We start from the raw sequence: 22,609 nt of genomic DNA, 5'->3' as shown, positions 1-22,609 counted from the left end.
GTCCACTCACGGGGTGTCGTCGGCGCGGCAGATGGCCGCGCACTCTGGGGTGGTCCGGTCCTGCGGTTCGGCGTGGAGAAAGCGACTGATCTCCGCGCGAGGCGCGCGCACGCTCACCCCCGTTTTGCCGTAGGGGCAGCGGCGGATCTCGCCGCTTGCGGACACGTACAGCGTCGCGGACGCGCAGGAGGGCCGTCGCTCGGGGTACAGGTGCATGGCTCGCAGGGCGGTGAGGTACTCCTGGAACCGCGGGGTGAGCTGGAAGTAGCGTCCGAGAAGGTCGGTGTCCTCCCGCTGCTGGGCCAGGTAGTTGTAGAAGGTGGAGCCAGCACGCTGGCGTGCCGTGACGTCGAGCGCCACCGGGCTGAGCTGGATCTGGACTCCTGACTTGTCGACGCGCTCGTAGATGTCCTGGCACTCCTGGGCTGTGAGCTTCCAGTACGTGAGGTGGAGAACTCTCTCTGCCGTAGGGACTTGATCGAGCGTCGCGATCGCCGATGCCACGGAACGGGTGGTGCGCCCGAGTTCCATGGCACCGGCCGAGTCGGCGGACACGGTGACGTTCGCGAGTAAGCGCGCGCTGTCGGCCAACCGGTCTACGTCTTCGGGGTCTCGGGCCGAGGTGACGATCGACACGGGAATCCCGAACTGGTGGGCGAGCCGTACGAGCTGGCGTAGTTCGGGGTGGTGCGTGGGTTCGCCGCCGGTCAGGCAGATCGCCTCGACGCCGGTCTCCTTCAGCCGGGACAGTGCCCGGGTGTAGGTGGCGATGTCGAGGAAGCCGTGGGCCCGGTCGGCTCGGAAGCAGAATCCGCAGGCGATCTTGCAGTGGCCGGAGGTGCTGATGAGCGCGGAACGGAACTGCTGCCGGGCTCGTGCGGGTGGGCTCTCGGGGTGGGTGACGGTGTTCACTGCACCCCCGTGCTGTCCCATACGGCGATCTCCACGGTGCTCGTGTAGAAATCGCACATCTGTGGGTCCGGCCGGTCACCGCCGATGAGGAGTTGTTCGTTGCGTGAGGGGCCCCCGCAGATCGCCAGAGCCGGGCACTGGCCACACTCGGCGATGGGGGCGACGTGCTTGGCGATGCCGCCCAGCAGGTTCGGGTCCGCACGCAGTTCGTCGAGGGTGTGCAGGAAGGAGGGTGCGGTGAAGTTGATGTCGCAGAGGCTGACTCGGTTGCCGGGCAGCAGGGCGACGTTCAGGGTCCGGTCGCTCTGGATGTGGTCGAAGAGCATGGGGCGGCGCCGGTCGAGGGCCTGGAACGCCCGGTCGAGGACGGAGAACATCATGCCGCCACGCCCAAGGGCGACGAGACGCGCCTGGTACAGCTCCTTGGCCAGCTTCTTGCCCTTGACAGTCCAGCGACCGCTGGTGGGTATCGGGGTGTTGGCGTAGATGAATTTCAACCCGAGGTCGTCGATGATCCAGGTGACGGTCTCAGCCAGGCGGCCGATGTTCGCGGATGTGGGCGTGAGGTTGCAGCCCACGTGGATGCCGTCTGCGTCGAGCAGCCAGCGGACGTTGCGCCGGATCCGGTCGTCGGCCGCTTGTCCGCCCAGGAGGCGGCGGTTCTCGGAGTTGATGGCGGGCGGTCCGTCGATGGAGATCCCGACGCCGTACTCGTAGCGGGCGAAGTGGTCGATCATGGCCTCGGTGATGCGGGCCCCGTTGGTGACGACCGTTCGGCGGACCCGCTTGACGTCGTACTGCGCGGCGAGGGAGTCCGCGAGGGTGTCCCCGTACTGCATCAGGTCGAACCGGGTCGTCGGTTCGCCGCCGAACCACTGGATGGCTACCTCGTCGCGACCGGCGTTCGTCTCGAAGAGGTAGGTCAGGCCGTCGGCGATTTCCTGCTCGGTCATGTCCGGCTTGCCGGTGTTGGTCTCGACGAAGCAGTAGCTGCACTTCATGTTGCAGGCGTCGGTAAGGACGACGCGCAGGCCGCTGATCCGTTCGGGGACGGGATCCAGGTCGAGTTGGTGGAGCCGGTTATGGAGTGCTTCACGCTGATCAGCGCGAGGGCTGTCGGGCGTGAAGCCGAGCTCGGCGAGAGCTTTGTGGGTCGCGGTCGGGGGAACCGCGGAGAGGTCGGTGACCTCCCCGCGGTCGAGGTACACACTGTCCAGCGTGACCGGGTCGAGGAGGGCGCCCTCGCCATCCCGGACGTACTGGATGTACTTCCCCCACAGGAGCTGTGAGGTGACCACCTGTGTTACGCGGCTTCCTCTTCGAGGATGCCGCGCTCGGCCATGACCTTGCGGACGAGCTCCTCGCCGGCGGCCTGCAGCTGTGCTGAGGCCTCCGGCGAGCCTCCGTCGGCGAGGACGATCACGCCGGGGAGGGTCGGGTTCGGGGCGATGATCGTGATGCCGGCGGGCTCGGTGCTGACCACCAGGATGGCGTTCTCGACCGGGACCCAGTCCGCTTGATCCTTCACCGCTTCCAGGATCTCGGCCTGCTTGGCCTGGAAGGCGTCACGCTCGCCCATCCAGACTCCGGCCTTCTGCTTGGAATCGACGACGTCGGCGTAGAGCAGGTGATCGTTCTTGTTTCGTCGTGGTGTCGGCATGGCACTCATCTCCTGTCGCTGGCGCGGCGCATTTCGGATCTGAACGTCGTGCTGTGCAGGCCTGAAGTTCGGGCCCCTGATGAGGGTGCTCCGCATTCGCGGGGCGAGCACATCTCGGGGGTGATATCACGGCCGTGATATTCGCGGGATCACGTGAGTACGCTAAGTTGAAATCCTTCGACGCTGACACGCACTCCCCGCGCTTCGATCCAGTCGTCCGGGGCGCCCGACCACGTCCCTCACATGGGTTTGCAAGGTATCGATGCCTGGCTCGGCGAGCCGTAAGACGCTGCGAACTGGAAAACGGGCTTATCGACTATCTTCGCCGATCTCGTTTGAACCCTCGGGTGTCGGGCGCAATAGCCAACTGCGCCGCCTTCCGACGGGCATGGCCACGCAAGTGACCAAAAGGCCCTTCTTTCCTTCTACGCGAACAGCACCATCTCGATGTCGCTGGGAGTGGTCTACCGGGCCGAGCGTCACGCTGGCCATCCCGCTTTCTTCCCTGTGAGTGATGGGTCGCACGGTCGGCCTGCCGCTGTCGACGGTTGGAGCATGGGGCCTGTGAGTTCCGCCGGAGTGTTGAGTCCTGCGAGTAGTTCGACGATCTTGTCGATGTTGGTGAGTCTTCGTACTCCTGACTCCAGCATTGACAGGAAGGCTTGGCTCAGACCCGTGAGCTCTGCCATATCACTCTGGCGTAGTGAGCTGCCGATTCGCACAAGGTGGCACACTCGGCCAAAGTCACGGGCCCAGAGAGCTTCCCGGACGTCCACTCGCTTCCAAACCTCTGGTACCACCTGGGGCGGTGGCGAAGGGGTAGCTGATACGTGTCGCGAACAAGCGCTGCAGTACGGTTCGTTGTTGTATCGGCTCAGAGGCCGTCGACACCATCGACACAGGCGGGCATGCCGCTCAGCGGTGTCCGTCGCGGATGAGGGCGAAGGGCTGCTCTCCCGGCCCCTCGTTTCGACCGCCGTTGCGCCTGCGCGTATCGGGATCCTGCGGGTGTCCTCGTCAACTGCTAAGGCGAGCGGAAAGCGATGGCCGGCATCATTCGACATCGGGGGCACCAGTCTGTGACGGGAAGTCGAGCTCTGCCCACGCCGATGTGCCGATCGTGAAAGTGTCGTTCATCTTCCACCGGTCGGCCAGTGCGTCTATGAGCCGTAGTCGGGGATCTCTGTCTGGCTCCGAGGAACTTGCCGTCAACTGGCGGAATTCGTGGACTGTGTCCGACACCTCGATTCGCAGGCCACTTCGTACTCGCAGATACCGCGTCTCGATCTCTGCGCCCGGGCGCACACTGCCGTGGCGTACCGCGTCGGTTAAGAGCTCCGCGAGAACGAGGACAGCTGAGTCTTCAATACTTGAGAGGCCCCAACCGCCAAGCGCTTTACGGAGTTCACGACGCGCAAGACCGACGCAGCGCGGATGGCGACTCCAGCGGAGCACCACCGCACTGCTGTTCTTGGGACCGACGCCATCATCCGGCCGATAGATCACAGGCACTCCGATGCCTCCCCGTACAAGTGGCTTGGTCGCAACGACCGTAGGAGCCGATGGGGAGGCGGACCCGGAGGAATTTTCCGGGTCTGCCAACGAACCTCTCTACAGCGGGCTCTACCTGATGGCGCCGAGCCGCATGGCCAGGTCCTGGACATCCTGACGGCGGGATCGCTTGTGGAGCCGACGAGCTAGGTCCCGAGCGAACTCGTGTGCCTTGATCTGCTCGGGAGCGGTTCGGTAGGCGTGCTTGAGATGGTCTATCGCCTTATCTGTCCGCCCTGCCTCAGCATAGGCACGGGCAACATCCAGTCGGGCCCGACCCCGTCGCTCTACCGGCAATCCTGCCGCTCTGGCTCTCGGCGCTACGTCCACGGCCAGTTGGACGTCCTCGAATTCCAGGGCGAGCGCCAGCCGGTGGATCTCTACGTTGCCGGGACCGAAGGAGGTCCACATCGCGTTGGAGTCGCCGCCGAGCAGGTCCGCTGCTTCTTGGGCCTTCCCCATCATGTGATCTGCCAGCGCCCGGTTCCGCATCCGGGCCGCTGCGACGGCTCCGTTGAGGAACAGGGTCCCGTACAAGGAGAGAGAAGCCGGCGTGGAGCGCCACCAACCGGGTTCGAGGTCGTCTGCCGCGTCGAGGGTGACGTTCACTGCCTCTGCCGGCATGCCGGCGCCGAGTTGAACATGCGCGACACCTCGCCGCAGAGCGAGCATTGTGGCGGGGTCTTCCGACTCTGCGGCCGCCATGTCGCCTTGGTCTACAGCGGTCCAGGCCAGGTTGGTCTCACCCAGCTTTCGTAGAAGTACCGCTGCCACGTGGCAGGTCAGTGCGAACAACCGGAGTGCTTCGACGTGTTCGGCGCCAGCTGTGCGCTCCTGCGTGGCCAGCCGGGCGTCCGCGAGTAGTCCGGGCAAGCACTCTCCAAGGCGTGCGAACTGGCAATTCTGAAAGAGCCGCCAGGCTTCGTCGACTGCGAAGGAGAGACGTTCGAGGCGCACGGTTTCACGGCCGTCGTACAGCGAGCCCGCCAGCCGTCGCGACTGCATGAGTGCGGTGCGTATCGCCGGGATGCTGGCCGCGTGACGACCGCGGTCGTCCAAGAGCGTCGGCGTGCCCTGAAGATCCTCAACGTGCACTCGCAGAGCGTGTGCCAGGTCCGCGAGCATCTTCACGTTGTTCACTGGTATGCGGTCGGACTCAATCCGGTACACCCAGTCCTCGGAGCGTCCCAGAAGTTCGCCGAGCTGCCGCTGGCTCAGGCCCCGGCGTTTCCGGTAGAACCGGACTCGCTTGCCGAACGGAAGATGGTCGGTCATTCCCCGCATTGACGTGCTCCCCTCAGCCTGCCCGATCGAGTTTCACACGGCGTGAGCGCGCGGGACAGGAGAACCGTCATCTGAGGGCGCCTGTTATCTGGAACGTAGGCTGATCCCATCGGAGGGCAACGGCGGGGAGCAGGTCCTCGGCGAACATGGAGGGCGAGAGCAAGTGATCTCAACGCAGACATGGGCGGATGCCCGGCGGCTGTGGGACTTCCAGCAGATGGGTCACGAGCTGCGACCTTGCTCCGTGGCGATCGGACTCGGCAGCCACGACCTGGGAGTGGCCGACACGACCGCGGACCTCTACCACCGTGGCATGGCGCCGCTCATCGTCTTCACCGGAGCAACCAGCCGTACGACGCGTGAGCGGATGCCCCGAGGTGAGGCCGAACACTATAGGGACCGTGCGGTGGCGCTCGGAGTTCCTGAGAGCGCCATCATCGTCGAACCGAAGGCCCGGAACACGGGCCAGAACATCCGCTTCTCCCGCGCTCTGCTCGAAGCACTGCGTGTTCCCGTCTCGTCGGTCCTGCTGGTCAGCAAGCCGTACGAGGAGCGACGGGCCTACGCGACGGCGCGAAAGCTCTGGCCGGATGTCGAGTGGGTGAGCGCTTCCACACCCATGGCGCTCTCCGAGTACGTCGATTCGATCCAGGATGCCCGCCTGGTCATCGACATGCTCGTGGGGGCCCAGCAGCGGCTCATGGTGTACCCGCAACAAGGGTTCATGATCGAGCAGGAGATTCCCGACGACGTGGCGGCGGCTTTCGAACGGTTGCGTAGCGACGGCTTCACGAGCCGACTCGTACCGGAAGAGGCGGAACGGGCCTGAGTGTCGGTCCACCCCGCCTCAGATGGGCCCGCACCTGGCGGGGCAGGCTACGGTCGATCTATGTCTGTGGGCGCGAGAATCGCTGTTGTCGGTGGGGGCGTCTCTGGCCTGACCACAGGTGTTGCCCTCCTCGAAGCCGGGTTGTCCGTACGCCTGATGGCGGCGGAGGTCCCCGGCCCTACGTCCCTCGCTGCTGGGGCGATGTGGGGGCCGTACCTGGTCGAACCGTGGGCACGAGTACGCGAGTGGAGTCTCACCTCCCTCAGCGAATTCCGAAGCCTCGCAGGCGACCCCACGACCGGCGTGCGCATGGTCAGCGGGATCGAGGCGGCTCGCAATTCCACGCCGGCGCCTGAGTGGAGCACGATGCTGCCCGACTTCCGCATGTGCGAACCGGACGAGTTGCCCACCGGTTTCGCAAGCGGCTACCGGTTCACAGTGCCTCTCATCGATATGCCGGTCTACCTGGAGTACCTGCTCCGCCGCTTCAGGAAGGCAGGAGGGACGGTGCAGCACGCGACGGTCTGTTCACTGGACGAAGTCGAAGATGCTTCCGTGATCGTTAACTGTGCCGGTCTGCGAGGCGGGGATCTCGCTGGAGACCTCGATGTCCGACCGATCCGGGGTCAGCACGTGGTCGTGGAGAACCCCGGCATCACGGAGTTCTTCTCCGAAGACACGGGTCTGTCTTCCGATCTCCTCTGTATCTACCCGCACGGCGACACCGTGGTACTTGGCGGAACCGCGCTCGACGGTGAGGCGGGTCTGCAGGACGATGCCGAAGCTGCTCGAGCCATTGTGGACCGCTGTGCTTCGATCAGGCCGGAACTGGCGAAAGCACCCGTCATCGCCCACCGAATGGGGGCCAGGCCGACTCGTCCCGAAGTGCGCGTCGAGGCAGAGAACTACGGGACAAGGATCACCGTGCTTCACAACTACGGACACGGCGGAAGCGGCGTCACGCTGTCGTGGGGCTGCGCACGCGAGATCGTCGGTATGGTGGCCACGATGAATGCGCCGTGAATTGGTGCCTGACCTTCGAGAGTTCTGTGCTCTTTCAGGCGGCACCCCATTGAGCTTGGGCATCCATGTTTCTGAGCGTCTCTATGCGATACGACAACTGCTGGGCAGCAGCAGTATCTCCTTGATCCGCACGTCGAATGAAGGACCCGAGTGTGTGAAGGTCTCGGATTTCACAGAGAACCGATTGACCAGACCACTGCCGGATGTCGTAGCCGTACCGTTCGCTGAAATCATCCAGTTGACCGACGCTTCGCCCGAAGCGGACTCCCTGGAACGTATTGGCCAAGTCGATCTCTCGCGGGCCGATTGCCGCCTCGTCCCAGTCTCCGAGCCTGACGTCCTCGCCGTCCCAGAGCGTGTTGCCCGGATACGCGTCGCCGTGGATGTGCCCGTGCCCCAAGGGAAAATCCAGCTGTTCGTATGCGTGGAGGAGTTCCTGCCTGCGCTCCATGAGCCACGCCCGTTCGTTCGACGCCAGGTAGGTACTGGCTTCCACGGTGGTCTTGAGTGAGGCAAGCGGTTGGTGCCGCGGCAGTGACACCGGCGGGGACGGTAGGGAGTGCAGCGTTCTCAGTAGATCGCCCAACCGCCCGGGCGGAGGTGCGCCGTGTTCAGGTTGCGGGTAGTGACGCCAGAACGTGACGACATATGGGTCGTATGCCACAGGCTGGGGTACATCCACAGGCTCTGTCGCCGGGAAGTCGTTCGCGACGAGCCAGCGCGTCAGGGAGACAGCGGTCGCGAGGCGCTGCTGCTGTGAGGCGGGACTGACGCGCACCACAACGCCTTCCGTGGCAAGAAGGAACACGGAAGTGGCGTGGTGGTGAAGCGAGACGAGGGAGCGGTCTGTCAGACCTGACGCCTGGCAGGCCTTGCGGGCGGCGGACTCGGGAGAGACCGTCATTGTCATGAGGTGAGGGCCTTCGCTCTCGTGTCGATCACCTGATAGCCGCGAGTGGCGTCGGCGAGCTCGCGACCAACCCGGCTCCGGGCGAACCGTGGTTCTTCAAGAAGCCTAGCTACTCCCTGCACGGCGTCGCCGAGCTGTCGGATACGGCGGTCGACCGGCAGCTCCAGGATGGGCTGGAGTTGCTCGCCGGCTCCCTCGATCTCCCCAGCGGTGATGCGCGCTGTGACGATGTCGAGGCGTGCCAGTGCTTCGTCACCGTACGACCGCTGTTCCTTCGGGCCCATCTCGTACAGATCGATCGCGGCGGCAGCGTGCTGCTCGGCCCTCTCGTGTTCGCCGAGGAGAGCGTACGTTCCGCCGATGTAGTACTCCTGCTTGGCTTCCGGGAAAGTGAGCAACCCCCCGAATCTGGTGAGTCCGTTGGGGTCTGTCTGCTGCTCGCGGGCATGCTCAAGTTCCTTGAGCGCTGCCAGGGCCGTGTTCCGGTCTCCGACGCGTGCCGCGGCCCTGGCCCCGATCGCTGCGGTTCTGACCCGGGTCTCGCCGACGGGGGCGAACCGGATCGCCTGCTGTGTGTACTCGAGGGCGGTGTGCCGGTGCGTCGACCACTCTGCGATCAGTGCCGCTGTGCCCTTGACCCACGCCCGGAGATCGTCGTGGTCGGCATGCTCGGCGAGGGTCCCGGCCGTCTGGAGTTGGGCGACAGCGGAGTCCTGGTCGCCGAGATTCTGTGACGCGTGGGCGAGGAGCAGGCAACTCGTGCCGGCGAGGAGGTACAGCTCGCGGGTTTGGCGCGGGGGTTGGTGGCCGCTCAGCAGCGAGAAGAGTTGGTCTCTCGTCGTCAGCAGGTCGTGGAAGAGGGGGTACAGCGGAGCATGGACGTAGTCCGTCGCGATCCGGGTGATCCTGGATTCCAGCCCCTCAAGCTCGACGTCGCTCACGTTGCTCTTCGTGGTCACTTCCGCGAACTGCAGTGACTGGGCCGCAGCTTGTGTCGCGAGCTCGTGGAGGTCTGTTACCTGCTCGCCGGTTGCGAGCTGGAGATCGACGGCGGGTGGTCCCGCGTGCGGCAACGGCAGTGGCGTAAGGGCTGCGTGATGCTCACGGAACGGTGGGGGGAGCAAGGCGTCGGGTGTCTCGATGCCGTTGAGGAACCTCGCGACCTTGTCGAGGTTCGTCAGCCGGCGGGCTCCTGCTTCGAGCATGGACAGGAAACCCTGGCTGAGCCCCGTCATGTGGGCCATGTCGCCCTGGCGGAGCTTTGCCCGCTCGCGGATGAGACGGCTGGCCCGCCCGAAGTCCCAGGCAGCGATGGCGGACTGGACTTCCGGATGCTGCCAGACGGCGTCTGGAACGCGGGGCTGAAGGCGGGTGTCGAGACGCCTGCCGCGCGCGCACGCGGAACACCGGTCCTCATCGTTGTACTGGCTTAAGCGGCATCCGCAGTCAGCGCATACGCGAGCGTGCCTTGGCATCGCACCCCCGTTTCTCGTCCGCGCCCGACAGCGTAGGCGGGGTGCGAGCATGCCGGTATCACTCATGTAATAGGGGCAGTTGAGGCGCGCTGGCGGGCAGCCGCGATCAGGCGCGGCCGAGGGCCGTTCTGGCGATCGCGTCCAGGAGCCGTGGGACGTTTTCGAGACTGTCGAGGACCACGTCGGCTCCGGCTGTGGAGAGTTCGTCGGCAGTGGTCTTGCCGGACGCGACTCCAATCACAGGAGCGCCACCCTCAAGCCCAGTACGGACGTCTTCGAGGGAATCTCCGATGATGACCGTGTTGGAGCGGCTGAAGGCGGTGGTTCCGTACTTGGCCTGGGCTCGCTCCTGTGCGACGGAGACGAGAGCCGGGCGGTGGTCGTCGTCCGAGGAGTATCCGCCGATTTCCGTGTCAAGGAACTCGTCGAGGTGGAAGGCTTCGAGCTTCAGCAGCGCGTTGGGCTTGAGGTTTCCCGTGACGACGGTAGGAACGCAGCCCGGTAGTGCGTGCACGGCTTTGAGGGCGTCCACGGCGCCAGGCAGGAGGACGCCTTGCTCTCGCAGATCGTCGGTGTGTGCGGCGAGGCGCCGCGGCAGGAGTTCCACCATGCGCGGCACCAGGCCGGGGACGTCTGCCTCGGGGACGCCGTTGTCCAGGAGCAGGGATCGAATGGCTAGGGGCATGGTGACACCGGTGCCGCGGGCCGGAAGGCGTTCCGCGGGGCGGCCGACGATCTCGGCGAAGGTCTCCCGGTACACCTGCCGGTCGATGTCACCGACGTACAGCAGAGTGCGGTCGATGTCCCACAGAACGAGGATCTGCCTGGCGTTGGTCAAGTTCGGCTCCCTCCTGCCGTCACAGCGGCGCGTCGCTCCAGTACGTCCTGAGCGTACGGGCTGTGGGCGACGGGCTGGAGTTGTTGGATCATGCTCGTGACGTGGCTGTCGAACCGTGCCGACTGAAGCTTCTCGGCGAGGTCGAGGACCTCGTGTGCCGTGGCGCAGCCGGCTTCGATGTCGCCCTGCTCGACGTGGGCGGTTGCGGCGCGGGAGAGGAACAGGCCCCTGGTGCGGTGGTCCGCTGGGTTGAGTGCCTCCCGGGCCCTCGTGAAGCTGTCGACGGCATTGCGGGGGTCGCCGAGGTCGAGATAGCAGCTGCCTGCCTGTCCTTGGATCTCGCCCTCGTTGATCCAGTACAGCCACTGGGGATCGTGCTCTGAGCGTCCTTGAGCACAGAGCTCGGCGGCTCGTCCGAGTGCGGCGAGGGCCGCTTGCCGCTCGCCGAGTTTCGCGTGGCCGCGGGCCTGCCGGGTCAGCAGCATCGCTTCGAGGGCGGGTACGCCGAGATTCTTGACCTTCTCCCGGGCTCGTTGTACTGCTGTGACGGCGTGATGCGGCGCTCCGGTGGAGTAGCCATGGATGGCGATGTAGGACAAGGCGCCGGCGCCGAGTCGGATGTCTCCCGAGGCCTTGGCCGCGCGGAGCGCGGCATACAGGTACCCGAGCGTCTGGTCATGTTGGCCGGAGTCGAAGACGAACCAACCCACCTGGGTGGCGGTGTCGGCGATGATCGCTGCGAGCTGCCGTCCACTCACCTCGTCGTACGAAGTTTGCTCCACGAGGTGCTGGAGGAACTGAAGGTGCTTATCGCCCAGCGCGGTGAGGGTGCCACTGCCATCGCTCGCGTCCATGGTCCGCAGGCTGTCCGTGGTCCGTTGGAGTCCGTTGAGCAGACTGGGAGAGAGACGGCTTCCCCCGGCCGCGCGGTAAAGAGGTTCGGCTTCGGCTGCGTCCCACTGATTCACGAAGGCCGTGAGCGCTATGCCGCTCGCGGTGAGGAATCGTCGACGGTCCATCGCGCTACCTCCTACCGCAGTCTCCAGTGCTGCCACCATACGGGCCGTGGTCCAGGGCAGGATCGGATCAGCGTCACCAGCGAACTGGGGCGGGGACGGTTGCGACGCTTGGGCTGTGGTCCGAGGAAGGGGGAGTGGGACGAGTTCAGAAGGCACGTCCAGGCCCGTCAGGAACTCGACGATTTTGTCGATGTTGGTGAGGCGGCGGCCGCCTGCCTCCAGCATGGACAGGAACGCCTGGCTCAGGCCGGTGAGTTGGGCCATGTCGTCTTGCCGGAGGCCGGCCTTCTCGCGGACGAGGCGGCTGGCTTGGCCGAAGTCCCATGCGGCGAGCGCGTTGCGGACGTCTGGGTCGAACCAAACGTATTCCGGCACAAGAGGGGTGTGTTGTTCTAGGACCCGATAGCGAGCGCATGCGAAGCAGAGGGTGTCGGTGTTGTAGCTGCTCAGCTGGCCGCCGCAACGGTCGCAGTTTCGCAGCGACTGCTGACGCACGTCATGCCTCCCCGTGGTGAGCGACTGCAGCCCCAATTACCCCTGGTGGAGCCGCAATCACGCAAGTGATATCACCCTGGGAATGTGTACGTGGGACGTTTTGCCGCCAGTGTGGGGATCCCGCAGCGCGATGTAGAGACGAACCGACCGAGAGCGTGATCATTCGGTCTACCTGATGCTCATCGCGCTACGGGGAACGTGAACCTGTCGTTGATCCCCCCCCGGAGTCCACGTTGTCCTCCGCCACACGAACAGCGCTGTCCTCGAGCCCGCTGCTGTCCCCCCACGGTCGACCTCATGAACCTTATCTGGCAGGAACGCCCTGCCGTTGGGTGGTGTGCGGTGGCCATTAGCATCTCCGCCGTCGTGCTCCTGGGCATTCTCGTCTTCATTTTCGTCAAGAAGAGTGGACTGAATGCAGCGCACGCCATCGTGTGCAGTCTGTTCGGATTCTTCCTGGCGAGTACGTCGATGGCCCCGAGTATCAGTCGTTTCGTCACCGGAATTGCCGAGATGATCAGCCAGATTAGTTTTTGAGGTCGGCCCGTTCTGTGGTCGCGCATCGAATCCGCGTTGCGCTGAAGGCTCAAACCTCTTCCATTGAGTGCCGTTCCTCCCTCATTCTCCCGAGGCTCTCTGATGACATTGACCCCTAAACGAAAACGCAGGTTGTATCGCGCTGCACGCGTCCTTGAGGCGAGTATTGGCGGCGGTTTCCGGTCTTCGAGGTGTGACCATTTGCGATTTGAGGGCTCTTGATGCCTCTTGTGTATCACCCGGCTGGTCACGACGATGCCCTGCGGGTGGCTCTGGAGGAACTTGAGGCGGGCCGCTGGCGAACGGCCAAGAAGCTGCTGCTGGACACGGGTACTCACTGAGCGTTTTCAGCGTTGCCTCTCCAGGGTGAGGACAGCTTTGGTGATGACGCTCATGCGGTTGGGGCTGATGCGGGATCTGCGGAAGATCTGCCAGGACTTCAGCCGTGCGATGCCTCGTTCGACAGGTGCCCGGGCCGCGGACAGGGCCCGGTTCTTGGTCCGCTCGGTGAGGGTGAGTTCGCCTTTGGGCGGGCGGCGCTTGGCGGTGGTGACCCAGTCGCCCGCACCGATGTAGGCCATGTCGGCGAGGATCGGGACGCCTTGGCGCGCGCAGATCCGGAGGATCTTGTGGGTGCGGGCGGCCGTCAGATCGTGGGTCCGGCCCGGCAGTGCCGGCGACAGCCACAGGATCTCGCCAGCCGGGTCCGTGACGACCTGCACGTTCACCCCATGCCGCTTGTGCTTCGAGGAGTAGTCGGCCCTGCCGTCGCCGACGCGGTCGCACTCGGCGAGCGTGCCGTCCAGGAGGACGAAGTCCGGGTCGTGCGTGCGCAGCGTCTTCAGCAGGCCCGGCGCCTGCTCGGCGAGCAGAGCGGTGACCGCGGTGACGTAGGCGTGGGCGGTACCGACGGATATCCCGAAGCCTGTGGCGATACGGGCGAGGGTGTCGTGGCGGCGCAGGTACACGAGTGCGACCAGCGCACGGCGGTGCGGCGGGAGTTTGCACCGCCGGTCACCCTCACGGGTGACGATGAGCATCGTGACCCACTCGACCAGGGCATGCGGGAGGTCGAGTGCGACAGGATGGGGAACCAACAGGGCTCCTGTGCTGCTGAGTTGAGACTTCGAACACCTCCCTCAACGGCACGGGAGCCCTGTCCGTTGCGCACCCCGACCTCACACCGCACCGTCACCCGACCAGTGGCCACTCTGAAAACGCTCACTGGGCGCTGCGGACGTCGCGTACTCAAATGTTGGCCGTTGCTGCCGCTCGGTCGGACGTGGTCAGCGTGTGGTTGAGCGAAGAGCCCGGCAGCTACGACGCGCAACTGATGAGCGCGCGCGTGGCCGTCGAGCGCGCGTTGCGTGCGCATCGCCAACAGCACGTCCATGCTTGGGAGTTCGAGGCCAAGGCGAGACGTGAGTCACTGCTCGCCGCCAACCGTGCACCGTACGACCCCCTGCCTTGGGTGTGCCTCGTGACGTTGGCGCAGATCGACACCCGACAGGTCCGTTCCGAGCATCGCATCGTGCCGGCCGAGCCCATGCTGCCGCACGGTCCGTGGAGCTTGCTGTACGAGGTCAACCAGCGAGATCCGTACAACCGTGAGGCCTATCACCGGGTGCTGCAGTTTCTGCTCGACGTTGAAAGACCCGGGGGTGCTTCCTTGGCCGCGGTTTTCGACTTCGCAAGATGGGTGGCGTCGCAGCGGCCAGTGGGATCGCCGCTGCTGCTTCTGCCCGCGTACGCGCAGATCGAGCAGCGACGTCGATCCCGGGCTGAACCGTTGTGGCGTCAGCAGTGGGCACAGGACTCGACGCTCGGCTACACACTGAGCGCCTTTTACGAGTGGTTCCGCAAGATTCCCGCTGAACTGTGTTCGGTCGCCGATCTGAGCTGTCTCGCATATGCGTTGTGGGCAGGGAGCCAGTATCTGGAGGCGGCCGAAGTGTTCGCAGCGATGGGCCCGTACGCGGCTCGGGAGCCGTGGGTCTCAGTACACGAGGGTGTCACCAGTCCGGACCCAGGAGAGGCTCTGCTGCTCCGAGCACGTGCCGAGTCCTTCTCTTACGCCCGCTCTCACGGGCAGCGTGCCGGACCGCATCCCTGATGGGTGCCCGTCCAACCCGGATTGGCATGAACCTGCCCTGCCTTGTTTTTCACTGAGTTTATGGAGGTGGTCCTGTGTCTCGTGTGGGCGCCAGTCATCGCGCGTCGTTTCGTAAGTCCGACGACGCGTACTTGCGGGAGCTTGGCTACGAGCCGGTACTGACCCGGCGGATGGGTCCGTTCGGGAATTTCGCGATCTCGTTCAGCGTCATCAGCGTTCTGTCCGGCTGCATGACCCTGTACGGATTCGGCCTGAACACCGGCGGTCCGTCGGTGATGTTGTGGGGCTGGGTCGTGGTGGGCGCGATGGTGATGTTCATCGGTGCCGCGCTGGCCGAGGTGACCTCGGCCTATCCGACCTCGGGGGCCTTGTACTACCAGGCAGAGCAGCTCGGCGGGCGGAAATGGGGCTGGTACACGGGCTGGCTGAACCTGCTGGGCCTGCTCGGCGCGATCGCCGGCATCGACTATGGGGCCGCGCTGTTCGCGGGCGCCCTGTTCAACCTGCAGTGGGGATTCGTGCCAACGCCGGGCAAGATCATGGTGATCTTCCTGTGCATCCTCGCCCTGCACCTGGTCCTGAACCTGTTCGGGGTCCGGCTGGTCAGCATCCTCAACAGCATCAGCGTCTGGTGGCACCTCGGCGGCGTCACGGTGATCGTCGGCGCTCTGGCGATTGTCCCCTCCCACCACCAGTCCTCGGGCTTCGTGTTCGGTGAGTTCGTCAACAACACCGGCTGGAGCCCCCTCTACGCGGCGGTGCTCGGTCTGCTGCTGGCCCAGTACACGTTCTGCGGGTACGACGCCTCCGCGCACCTGTCGGAGGAGACGACCGACGCCCAGGTGTCCGCGTCCCGCGGGATCATCCACGCGATCGGCTGGTCGTGGCTGGCCGGGTTCGTCCTGCTGGCAGGGCTCACGTTCGCGATCCAGGACTACGCGGGCACCGTGGGCACGGCGACGGGGGTGCCGCCGGCGCAGATCTTCCTGGATGCCCTGGGCGTGGCGGGGGCGAAGGCACTGCTCCTGGTGGTGATCATCGCGCAGTTGTGCTGTGGCAATGCCGAGACCGCCGCGGCCAGCCGGATGGTGTTCGCGTTCTCGCGCGACGGGGCCCTGCCGGGCTCGCACCTGTGGCGGCAGGTCGACCGCCGTACCGGCACTCCGCGCATGGCCGTGCTGCTGGCGGTCGTGTGCGCCGCCGTGCTGGCCCTGCCGAGCCTGTACAGCCCGGTCGCGTACGCGGCGATCACCAGTATCAACGTAGTCGGCATCACCCCGGCGTACGCGATCCCGATCTACCTGCGCATCAAGAACCGGGACCGCTTCCGGCCCGGCCCGTGGAACCTCGGCAACTGGGGCGTGGCCGTCGGCACGATCGCCGTTGTCTGGGTGGTGTTCGTGACGGTGCTGTTCTGTCTGCCGCAGACCCGCCCAGCCGGCGGCGGCCTGGTGTCCGTGGAGACCTTCAACTACGCGCCGATCGCTCTGCTCGTCGTCCTCGCGCTGGCCTGGGCGTGGTGGCGCAAGCAGGGCAGCTCGTACGAAGTGCCGGCCCAGAACTTCGACCGCTCGGCGGCCACGTACGAAAACGAGGTCGTCTGATGACCAGAACCGCGAGCGGCAACGGCACCGTGGCACGCCTGGCTGCCGCGTCCGTCCCCGAGCAGGGCGGGCGCTCCGAGAAGGCCTTCTCCCTGTCCGACCTGCGGAACCTCGTCAAGGCGGGTGCCATCGACACGGTGCTGCTCGCCGTCCCCGATCTGCAGGGGAGGCTGAAGGGGAAGCGTTACGACGCGGACCACTTCCTCAAGCGCGTCGCGCATCACGCCGCCGAGGTGTGCGCCTACGTCCTGGCCACCGACATCGACATGAGCCCGGCGGACGGCTTCGCCCTGACCTCGTGGGAGACCGGCTACCAGGACCTGTCCGTGCAACCGGACCTGTCGACCCTGAGCATCGTGCCGTGGCTGCCACGCACCGTTGTCGTACTCGGCGATGCCGTCCACCACGACGGAACGCCGATCGACATCGCACCCCGCCAGATCCTCCACCAGCAGCTGACCCGGCTGTCGCGGCACGGTCTGCACCCCAAGGCGGGGATCGAGACCGAGTTCGTCCTCTACAAGGGCACGTACGCGGACGCGGAACAGGCCAACTATCAGGGCCTGCGGCCGTTGACGACGGAGAACCTGGACTACGCCCTCGACCACGACCCCGTATCCGACCGGTTCCTGCGCCGTCTTCAGCGGGCGCTCGCCGGCGCCGGGATGCCCGTGGAAGCGATCAAGACCGAGGCCGGTCCCGGCCAGGTCGAGGTGACCTTCCCGTACGGTGGCGCGCTCACCGCCTGCGACCGGCACCCACTCTTCAAGCACGCCGTGCGCACCCTGGGGCTGCGCGCCGGTCTGGCACCCACGTTCATGGCAGCCCCGGAAACCGGCCGAGCCAACGGCCTGCACCTGCACGTTTCGCTGTGGTCGAAGGCCATCAGCCAACTCAACGAGCCCGGCAGCGAGTACGGACTGTCCCAGATTGGTCAGCACGCCATCGCAGGTCTCCTCGCCGGCCTGCCCGAGTTGGGCCCGTTCTACGCACCCAACGTCAACTCCTACAAGCGGTTCACGCCCGGCTCGTTCGCGCCGACCACGTTCACCTGGGGCCGCGACAACCGCACCTGCGCGGTCCGCGTCGTCGGCCGCGGTGAAGGGCTGCACCTGGAGATCCGCGTGCCGGGCGCGGATGCCAACCCCTACCTGGCGCTGTCGGCGGTACTGGCGGCCATCGACCACGGTCTCGAGCGGAAGCTCACCCTTGGTCCCGAAACGACCGGCAACGCCTACCGCGCAGGCGGAATCCCCGTGCCCTCCACCCTCGGACCGGCGCTGACCGCCTTCCAGAACAGCGTCTTCGCGCAAGAAGCCTTCGGCGCCGGGGTGGTCGAGCACTATGCCCGCCTCTCCCGCCTGGAACTCACCCACGACGAGCGCCTCGTCACCGACACCGAGCGGCAGCGATGGCTGGCCCGCGCCTAACAAGCCCGCCTCACAGAAAGGACGCACAACCGTGAGTGCCCGCCCGACCCGCCCGCACGCGACGCTTCCGCTGACACCCGCACAACTTCGGATCGCCCAGAAGATCGCGGAGGGCGAGAGCACCCACGCGATCGCCTCCAAGCTGTCCATCACCGTCGGCACGATCAACGTGCAGCTGAAGCACTGCGGACAGAAGCTCGGCGTGAGAGGCCGGGCCGCCGTCGTCCACGCCTGCTTCGTCACCGGGCAACTCCAGCGTCCCGAGACGGCCACCTCCCCGGAGGCCCTCTCGGAAACGGAGATCGAGACATGGCGGATGGTCGCGACCGGTGCGACGTCACAGGAGTTCGCGGACCGGGCCCGCATCAGCCGTGACAGCGCGCTGGCGCGGGTCAGGGCCCTGCGGGAGCGCGTCAAGGCCGAGAACGACCCGCACCTCGTGACGCTCGGCTGGAGCTGTGAGGTGCTCGACGAGTCCCTGACCGAGATGGCCTCCGGGACCGTCCTCCGCGTTCCCACCCCCAGATGACCAGCTCAGGCCGCAATGTCAGTGCCCCCTGGCAAGCTACCCACCCACGACAGGACACTGAGTGCATTCGACCCGTCACCCATCGTGTCGCGGTCGGAGGGCTCGGCGAGCGGAAGGGCGCACCGTGACCGACATGCCCAGCGCACTCCACCACCTGGTGGAGTCGGTGACCGACGCGTACACGGTGGTCGCCGAGCACCCCAGGCCCGGCGACATCCGGCCTTCCGTCTGGGAGGTCAACGGGCCTGACGGCGAGAGGTGGTTCGGGAAGCTCCACGCGGGCGCGAAGCTCCACCACCGCGAGGTGACCGCGTACCAGAAGTGGACCGTGGCCATGGGCGCCGGCCGGGCACCCGAGCTGGTCGCCGCGGACACGCAGACGCGCACCGTCCTGATCGCCGCCGTGCCCGGAGGCGGTCTCGACACGCTGCGCCTGCCGGCCGAGCAGGAACGGGCGGCCTACGAGCAGGCGGGCGAACTGCTCGCCCGGTTCCACACCGCGGCAGCCGACGAGCCGACGCCGACAGCGACGGAGGAGGCGTGGGACGAGGCGGTCGCCCAACTGCTGGACCGTACGGCGGCGTACGTGCCGGAGTACGACCTCGCGATTGTGCGCACGCTCGCCGAGGAAGTTCCTCCGAGCCTGCCCCAGGTATCCCAACACGGCGACTACATGCCCAAGAACTGGATGTGGGACGAGACCGAGCAGCGTCTGCGGGTCATCGACTTCGAAAGGGCCGAGCTTCGGCCCGCCGCCTACCGGGACCTGAGCCGACTGCGCTACCGGATCCTGAGCCACCGCCCCGACCTCAACGCCGCCTTCCACCACGGATACGGCCGCCCCCTCACCACGGAGGAACTCGTCGCATGCCGGGCGTACGGGGCACTGGATGCTCTGGACTCGCTGAACTGGGGGATCAAGCACCGCGACGGCGGCCTGGTCGACGAGGCGCACATCATGCTGGAGAACCTGCGCCTGGAGACCCGCAAGAGGGTGTGGGGCGGGTGGCGTACGTGAACGTCTTCGCTCGAACGTCCGCGGCTCCGCACCTGTTCGGCGATCGTCGCGATGCCTTCACCGTCCTCACCGCCCACTGTGCCTCTGCACGCGAAGGCCTGTGATCTTTGTGGACGAAGCAGGCTGGGGCGAGACGTTGACCGCTGACGTGCTGGAAGACCGGTACGGGCTGGTCGTCGACATCGTCGAACCGGTGCACATGGGTACGGACACCATCAACCGGCGAGTCCTGACGGACGACGGGCTGCGGCTGTACGTCAAGCAGTACCCCTTGATGGCCGACCTGGACGAGGCGCGCAACGCGTGGGACATGTCGGAATACTGCCGGGCCGCGAAGCTCCCCGTTCCGCGGGTGTGGCCCGACACCAACGACAACCTGGTCACCATCGCGGGAGGCAGCGCATGGGCCGTGGTCGACGAGGCTCCCGGACGGGTGAACCCCTCGGCGATGACGGTCCCCCTCGCCGAGCACATTGGCGTCGTCATGGGACGCATGCACCGTGTGCTCGCCGCGTACCCGCTGCCGAAGCGCGTGCAGCAGACCCGCTGGCGGACCGAGCCCGTCGAGGACGCCGTAGCGAAGTGCGACGCCGTGATGGCCAGAGCCACGCGCCAAGGCCACGACCGTCTCGACCACCTACGCGTTGACCTCGACCAGCGGCGTGGGGACCTGCGGGCCCACGTCCACCTGTTGCGGGAACATCTGCCCGAGAGGCTGGCGGAACAGGCACTGCATGCGGATCTCAGCCGCACCAACCTGATCACCCTCGCCGACGCTGTCACTGGCGTCATCGACTTCCGCTGCGCCAGCGCTATGCCGGCCTGGGAGTTGGGGCGGGCGGCGTTCGACCCGCGCACCGTCGCCACCAGCACTGATTGGGCCGCTTGCGCACTGGCGATGGCCAGGGCCTACCGCTCGGAGCACCCCAGCCTCCCGATGCGGGAGGTGCGGGCATGCGCCCGGATCGCGCTGCTGTACATGCTGTTCAGCTTCTACGGCGCCACGACCGCCGAGTACGACCTGCCGGGGGACGCGGCGGCGGATCTGAAGCGGCACTGGCGCGAGCGTCAGATCACCATCCGCCGCCTGCTCAGTGACCTTGAGGGCATCGAAGACGAGCTCACTGGCCTTGAGGCGAACGGAGACACGTCCTGACTATCCAGCACCTTCCGACTGCGCTGAACGAAACGGCTGACGAGCGACAGCCTCAACCACACACGGCATACAGGGGGACGTCTTGGCGTATCAAACCGCGACCGGTCTGCACCTTGCACTCATCCGCGAACAGCGTGATCCGCTGGGATTCCGTACGACCTCCCTGGCCGGGCACCGCGTTTCGGCGGAGGGCCGGAGCCGATGACAACCATCCCGAAGCCCACCGCGACAACCGCGCCGACCGACGAGGCGGAGGTCTCGGATGAGGAACTGAAGTTCGTCATCCCCGGCGACCGCCGTATCGAGGCCGCCAACGCGATCACGACCCGTGCGATGGCCCGGCGTCTGCCCCAACTGATCCGCCGGTCCCTCGCACTGGGCTGGCAGGTCGACCGCGCCGCAGTCATCGCCCTGCTCGGCGTGCAGCTCCTTTCGGGAGTACTTGAAGCGTTCGGGCTGATGGCCACCACCGGGGTGATCAAGCCGCTGATCGCCTCCCAGCACATCAGCGGCGACCAGCTCCGCTCCGCCGTACCTTCCCTTGTCGTCCTGTCGGGGGCCATCGGTCTGCGCGCCCTGCTGGGTATCGCCTCCACCGCGCTGTCGGCACGGCTGGCCCCGCGTATCGCCCGGGAGGCCGAACTCGAGCTCCTCGACGCGGCGACCAAGGCGGAACTCGCCGCGTACGACAACCCCGGATACAACGACCGCTGGGACGCGGCCGACCGGGGAGTGGAAGTCTCCAGGGACCTCCTCACCCAAGCGCAGTACATCCTCGCCGCCTCGGCATCGCTGATCGCCTCGGCTTTTGTCCTGACCGCCGTACACCCGGTCCTTCTGCCGCTGCTCCTCCTGGCGGCCTTGCCGAAAGGCGTGGCCAGCGTACGTGCGGCGCGCATCAGCTACATCGCCTCGCTCGCCACGACCAAGGACCGGCGGCTGCTGGGCATGCTGCGCTGGTACCTGGTCGACAAGCAGATCGCCGACCAGGTCCGGTCCGGCACCATGGCGCCGTTCCTGCTCGACAAGTACCGCACGGCCGGGGCGCGGATCGACAGGACCACCGACCAGGCCACCTGGCGCTCGGCCAGGATCTCCCTTGTGGGCGGGGCAGCGGGAGGTCTCGCCCACGCGGTGGTGTGGGTGGCCCTGGCGCTGCTGGTGTCCGCCGGGCAGATCTCGGTCGCCGCCCTCGGCACCGCGTTCCTCGCATTGGGCCGCGTCAGCGCGGGACTGGACGGGGTCGTCGGCTACGGAGCCCAACTCTTCCGTACCGGAATGTACTTGGACGACTGGGCGGACTTCATCGACGAAGCCGGTGGGCATCGCATCGACCGTGGCTCTCAGGCGCCGGCCGCCCCCGCCGTCGTACGCGCCGAGAACATCACCTTTCAGTACCCGAGCGCCGACCGTCCCGCCCCTCGAGGACGTCTCCTTGGAGGTCCGGCGCGGCGAAGTCGTCGCGCTGGTGGGCGAGAACGGCTCCGGTAAGACCACCCTCAGCAAGATCCTTTCGGCTCTGTACCTGCCCGATCAGGGAGCCGTCTCCTGGGACGGCATTGACACCAGGGGCCTGGACGCGCATGCCACCTGGGAGCGTGTCGCCGTCGTACCGCAGTCCTACGCGAACTGGCCCCTGTCAGCGAGGGAGAACATCACCCTCGGCCAGGCCACCGAGGACGGAGACGCCGCAGTGCTCGCCGCGGCCCATGCCGCAGGCGCCGACGAGGTCATCGACGGGTTGCGCAGCGGGCTGAACACCCTGCTGGCCAAGGAATGGTGGGGTGGGCAGGAACTGTCCGGCGGACAGTGGCAGAGGATCGCGCTCGCCCGCGCATTCCATCGGCCGGCCGGACTGCTCGTCCTGGACGAGCCGACCGCCGCCCTCGACCCAAGGGCCGAGCACCGCATCTTCACCGGGCTGCGTCGGCTTGCCGCCGACCGCGCGGTCGTCCTGGTCACCCACAGACTCACCAACGTGACCATCGCCGACCGCATCGTCGTTCTGGACAAAGGCCGCGTCATCCAACACGGCACCCCCGAGGAGCTGCTGGCCCAGAAGGAAGGCTTGTTCCGCGAACTGTGGGATCTGCAGAACGAGCGCACCGGGCGCGTACCCGCCCCGACCAACTCCGACCAGCACGTCGAGCCAAATCAGTCTGCCCTGTTCTGAGCAGGCGGTGCGGATAGGGAGTTCCGCGAGATCGGGTTGGCCGACGGCGGGCG

Annotated in this window: 19 protein-coding genes and 1 pseudogene; 10 read left to right on the top strand and 10 right to left on the bottom strand. The window is 66.4% G+C overall.

From position 1 onward, the window contains the following. Positions 1–6 precede the first annotated feature (6 nt). From H4687_RS13995 to H4687_RS13975, 5 genes are all read right to left on the bottom strand, one after another. Entirely contained in the window at positions 7–933 is a 927-nt protein-coding gene (locus H4687_RS13995) for a radical SAM protein (RefSeq protein ID WP_078907241.1), read from the bottom strand. After that, entirely contained in the window at positions 909–2,210 is a 1,302-nt protein-coding gene (locus H4687_RS13990; protein ID WP_233443423.1) for a radical SAM protein, read from the bottom strand. The genes H4687_RS13995 and H4687_RS13990 overlap by 25 nt, the downstream gene beginning before the upstream one ends. 5 nt (positions 2,211–2,215) lie before the next feature. Continuing rightward, a complete protein-coding gene (locus tag H4687_RS13985) occupies positions 2,216–2,572 on the bottom strand; it encodes a hypothetical protein (RefSeq protein WP_046913998.1) in 357 nt (118 codons plus the stop codon). Between the two features lie 479 nt (positions 2,573–3,051). After that, positions 3,052–3,636, bottom strand: a complete 585-nt coding sequence (locus tag H4687_RS13980; RefSeq protein WP_078907242.1) for a helix-turn-helix domain-containing protein — start codon at positions 3,634–3,636, stop codon at positions 3,052–3,054. Between the two features lie 559 nt (positions 3,637–4,195). After that, the gene (locus tag H4687_RS13975; RefSeq protein WP_192781670.1) at positions 4,196–5,398 is read right to left on the bottom strand and encodes a helix-turn-helix domain-containing protein; all 1,203 of its coding nucleotides are present in this window, start codon (positions 5,396–5,398) and stop codon (positions 4,196–4,198) included. A gap of 172 nt (positions 5,399–5,570) precedes the next feature. Between H4687_RS13975 and H4687_RS13970 the strand changes: the two genes are divergently transcribed. Next, a complete protein-coding gene (locus tag H4687_RS13970) occupies positions 5,571–6,236 on the top strand; it encodes a YdcF family protein (RefSeq protein WP_046914000.1) in 666 nt (221 codons plus the stop codon). 60 nt (positions 6,237–6,296) lie between these two features. Then, on the top strand, positions 6,297–7,259 hold the full coding sequence (locus H4687_RS13965) for an FAD-dependent oxidoreductase (RefSeq protein ID WP_046914001.1): 963 nt from the start codon (positions 6,297–6,299) through the stop codon (positions 7,257–7,259). A 34-nt stretch (positions 7,260–7,293) separates the two neighbouring features. Here the strand turns inward: H4687_RS13965 and H4687_RS13960 are convergent, their stop codons facing one another. The 4 genes from H4687_RS13960 to H4687_RS13945 all read right to left on the bottom strand — a co-directional run bounded on the left by H4687_RS13960 (position 7,294) and on the right by H4687_RS13945 (position 11,996). Next, entirely contained in the window at positions 7,294–8,163 is an 870-nt protein-coding gene (locus H4687_RS13960) for a phosphotransferase family protein (RefSeq protein ID WP_225966687.1), read from the bottom strand. A gap of 2 nt (positions 8,164–8,165) precedes the next feature. Further along, positions 8,166–9,644 (bottom strand): helix-turn-helix domain-containing protein, encoded by a 1,479-nt coding sequence (locus tag H4687_RS13955; protein WP_046914003.1) that lies wholly within the window; start codon positions 9,642–9,644, stop codon positions 8,166–8,168. A 106-nt stretch (positions 9,645–9,750) separates the two neighbouring features. Beyond that, a complete protein-coding gene (locus tag H4687_RS13950) occupies positions 9,751–10,482 on the bottom strand; it encodes an HAD family hydrolase (RefSeq protein WP_078907244.1) in 732 nt (243 codons plus the stop codon). After that, positions 10,479–11,996, bottom strand: a complete 1,518-nt coding sequence (locus H4687_RS13945) for a helix-turn-helix domain-containing protein (protein ID WP_063778511.1) — start codon at positions 11,994–11,996, stop codon at positions 10,479–10,481. Before H4687_RS13945 ends, H4687_RS13950 begins: the two co-directional genes overlap by 4 nt. Before the next feature lie 342 nt (positions 11,997–12,338). Between H4687_RS13945 and H4687_RS13940 the strand changes: the two genes are divergently transcribed. Beyond that, complete coding sequence (locus H4687_RS13940; RefSeq protein ID WP_046914004.1) at positions 12,339–12,533, top strand: hypothetical protein; 195 nt, start codon at positions 12,339–12,341, stop codon at positions 12,531–12,533. A gap of 347 nt (positions 12,534–12,880) precedes the next feature. On the opposite strand, the gene H4687_RS13935 is transcribed toward H4687_RS13940, so the two are convergent. After that, positions 12,881–13,630: an IS5/IS1182 family transposase gene (locus H4687_RS13935; RefSeq protein WP_046914005.1), complete on the bottom strand. Its 750-nt coding sequence runs from the start codon at positions 13,628–13,630 to the stop codon at positions 12,881–12,883. Between the two features lie 155 nt (positions 13,631–13,785). Between H4687_RS13935 and H4687_RS13930 the strand changes: the two genes are divergently transcribed. The 7 genes and pseudogenes from H4687_RS13930 (at position 13,786) to H4687_RS13900 (ending at position 22,556) form a co-directional block, all read left to right on the top strand. Next, positions 13,786–14,646 (top strand): hypothetical protein, encoded by an 861-nt coding sequence (locus H4687_RS13930; RefSeq protein ID WP_225966684.1) that lies wholly within the window; start codon positions 13,786–13,788, stop codon positions 14,644–14,646. Positions 14,647–14,720: 74 nt separating this feature from the next. Next, positions 14,721–16,250 carry an amino acid permease gene (locus tag H4687_RS13925; protein ID WP_046914007.1) on the top strand — a complete coding sequence of 510 codons (1,530 nt, stop codon included), beginning with the start codon at positions 14,721–14,723 and terminating at the stop codon, positions 16,248–16,250. Continuing rightward, a complete protein-coding gene (locus tag H4687_RS13920) occupies positions 16,250–17,680 on the top strand; it encodes a glutamine synthetase family protein (RefSeq protein WP_167358636.1) in 1,431 nt (476 codons plus the stop codon). The genes H4687_RS13925 and H4687_RS13920 overlap by 1 nt, the downstream gene beginning before the upstream one ends. A gap of 31 nt (positions 17,681–17,711) precedes the next feature. After that, positions 17,712–18,209 carry a LuxR C-terminal-related transcriptional regulator gene (locus tag H4687_RS13915; RefSeq protein ID WP_050398450.1) on the top strand — a complete coding sequence of 166 codons (498 nt, stop codon included), beginning with the start codon at positions 17,712–17,714 and terminating at the stop codon, positions 18,207–18,209. A 133-nt stretch (positions 18,210–18,342) separates the two neighbouring features. Beyond that, entirely contained in the window at positions 18,343–19,227 is an 885-nt protein-coding gene (locus H4687_RS13910; protein ID WP_078907258.1) for a phosphotransferase enzyme family protein, read from the top strand. Between the two features lie 100 nt (positions 19,228–19,327). Further along, on the top strand, positions 19,328–20,383 hold the full coding sequence (locus tag H4687_RS13905) for a phosphotransferase enzyme family protein (protein ID WP_046918524.1): 1,056 nt from the start codon (positions 19,328–19,330) through the stop codon (positions 20,381–20,383). Between the two features lie 201 nt (positions 20,384–20,584). Continuing rightward, a pseudogene (locus H4687_RS13900) lies at positions 20,585–22,556 on the top strand (ATP-binding cassette domain-containing protein). Positions 22,557–22,609 lie beyond the last annotated feature (53 nt).

Origin of the sequence: Streptomyces stelliscabiei (assembly GCF_014873495.1) — a bacterium.
Classification (GTDB): Bacteria; Actinomycetota; Actinomycetes; order Streptomycetales; family Streptomycetaceae; genus Streptomyces; species Streptomyces bottropensis.
This window is presented reverse-complemented; position numbering and strand designations above follow the sequence as displayed.

Bases quoted from the DNA above. Each gene is read 5' to 3' on its own strand.
- H4687_RS13995 (WP_078907241.1), bottom strand. From the start codon at position 933: ATGGGACAGCACGGGGGTGCAGTGAACACCGTCACCCACCCCGAGAGC.
- H4687_RS13985 (WP_046913998.1), bottom strand. From the start codon at position 2,572: ATGCCGACACCACGACGAAACAAGAACGATCACCTGCTCTACGCCGAC.
- H4687_RS13980 (WP_078907242.1), bottom strand. From the start codon at position 3,636: ATGTCGAATGATGCCGGCCATCGCTTTCCGCTCGCCTTAGCAGTTGAC.
- H4687_RS13975 (WP_192781670.1), bottom strand. From the start codon at position 5,398: ATGACCGACCATCTTCCGTTCGGCAAGCGAGTCCGGTTCTACCGGAAA.
- H4687_RS13965 (WP_046914001.1), top strand. From the start codon at position 6,297: ATGTCTGTGGGCGCGAGAATCGCTGTTGTCGGTGGGGGCGTCTCTGGC.
- H4687_RS13960 (WP_225966687.1), bottom strand. From the start codon at position 8,163: ATGACGGTCTCTCCCGAGTCCGCCGCCCGCAAGGCCTGCCAGGCGTCA.
- H4687_RS13955 (WP_046914003.1), bottom strand. From the start codon at position 9,644: ATGCCAAGGCACGCTCGCGTATGCGCTGACTGCGGATGCCGCTTAAGC.
- H4687_RS13930 (WP_225966684.1), top strand. From the start codon at position 13,786: ATGTTGGCCGTTGCTGCCGCTCGGTCGGACGTGGTCAGCGTGTGGTTG.
- H4687_RS13920 (WP_167358636.1), top strand. From the start codon at position 16,250: ATGACCAGAACCGCGAGCGGCAACGGCACCGTGGCACGCCTGGCTGCC.
- H4687_RS13910 (WP_078907258.1), top strand. From the start codon at position 18,343: ATGCCCAGCGCACTCCACCACCTGGTGGAGTCGGTGACCGACGCGTAC.